This is a genomic window from Streptomyces sp. UH6, assembly GCF_013421635.1.
GTDB classification, from domain to species: Bacteria; Actinomycetota; Actinomycetes; order Streptomycetales; family Streptomycetaceae; genus Streptomyces; species Streptomyces abyssomicinicus.
In genome coordinates, this window is record NZ_JACADT010001379.1 from 1 (window position 1) to 1,130 (window position 1,130).

Sequence of the window (1,130 nt, forward strand, 5' to 3'; positions counted from 1 at the left end):
GGAGGCGGCCGGGCTGGACATCGCCTGCCGCTACCTGCCCGGCAGCTCCACCGCCGAGGTCGGCGGCGACTGGTTCGACGTCATCGAACTCCCCGGCCACCGCACCGCGCTGGTGGTCGGCGACGTGATGGGGCGCGGCCTGCGGGCCGCCGTCGCCATGGGCGAACTGCGCACCGCCGTCCGGACGCTGGCGCTGCTCGACCTCGGCCCGGCGGAGGTGCTGGGGGCGCTCGACGAGATCGCCCGCGGCCTCGGCTCACCCGGCCTCCCCGCGCAGAAGGGCGGCCGCACGGCGCGGCGGCCGGAGGGCGCGGATCCCGCCGAGGTCTACCTCGCGACCTGCGTGTACGCCGTCTACGACTCGGTCACCCGGCGCTGCGTCTTCGCCAACGCCGGACACCTGCCGCCGGTGGTGGTCGAACCCGGCCGGCCCGGGGTGATGCTGGAGGTCCCGCCGGGGATGCCGCTGGGCGTCGGCGGCGAGCCGTTCGAGGAGGTCGAGGTCGAGCTCCCCGACGGGGCGCTGCTGGCCCTCTACACCGACGGCCTGGTCGAGTCCCGGCACCAGCCGCTGGACGACGGTCTCGCAGCGTTCGTCGCCGCGATCACCGATCCGACCAGGCCGCTGGAGGAGGTCTGCGACCAGGTGCTGGGCGCCCTGGACACCCACCACGGCGAGGACGACATCGCGCTGCTGATGGCCCGGATCCAGGGGCTGCCGCGGGACTCGGTGGGCGACTGGACCTTCCCCGCGGAGGCGCGCAGCGTGGGCCGGGCCCGCGACCACACCCGGGAGCAGCTCGCCGGATGGGGGCTTCAGGCACTGGGCGACACGGCGGAACTCCTGGTCAGCGAACTGGTCACCAACGCGCTGCGGTACGGCGAGGGCGACATACGGCTGCGGCTGCTGCTGGACCGGACGCTGGTGTGCGAGGTGTGGGACGCCGGGCTGGTGCAGCCGCGGCGGCGGCGGGCGCGGGACACGGACGAGGGCGGGCGAGGGCTGCAGCTCGTCCAGCTGCTCAGCGCGGCGTGGGGGTCGCGCCGCACCCACCGCGGCAAGACCGTCTGGTTCGAACTCTCCCTCCCCAAGGACGGCGCCCCCGGACCCGACCCCACCGACGCCTTCC

At 75.5% G+C, this 1,130-nt stretch carries 1 protein-coding gene; it reads left to right on the top strand.

Going from position 1 to position 1,130, the window contains the following annotated elements:
- On the top strand, positions 1–1,130 hold a 1,130-nt coding region (locus HW445_RS32025; RefSeq protein WP_180224261.1), incomplete at both ends, for an ATP-binding SpoIIE family protein phosphatase.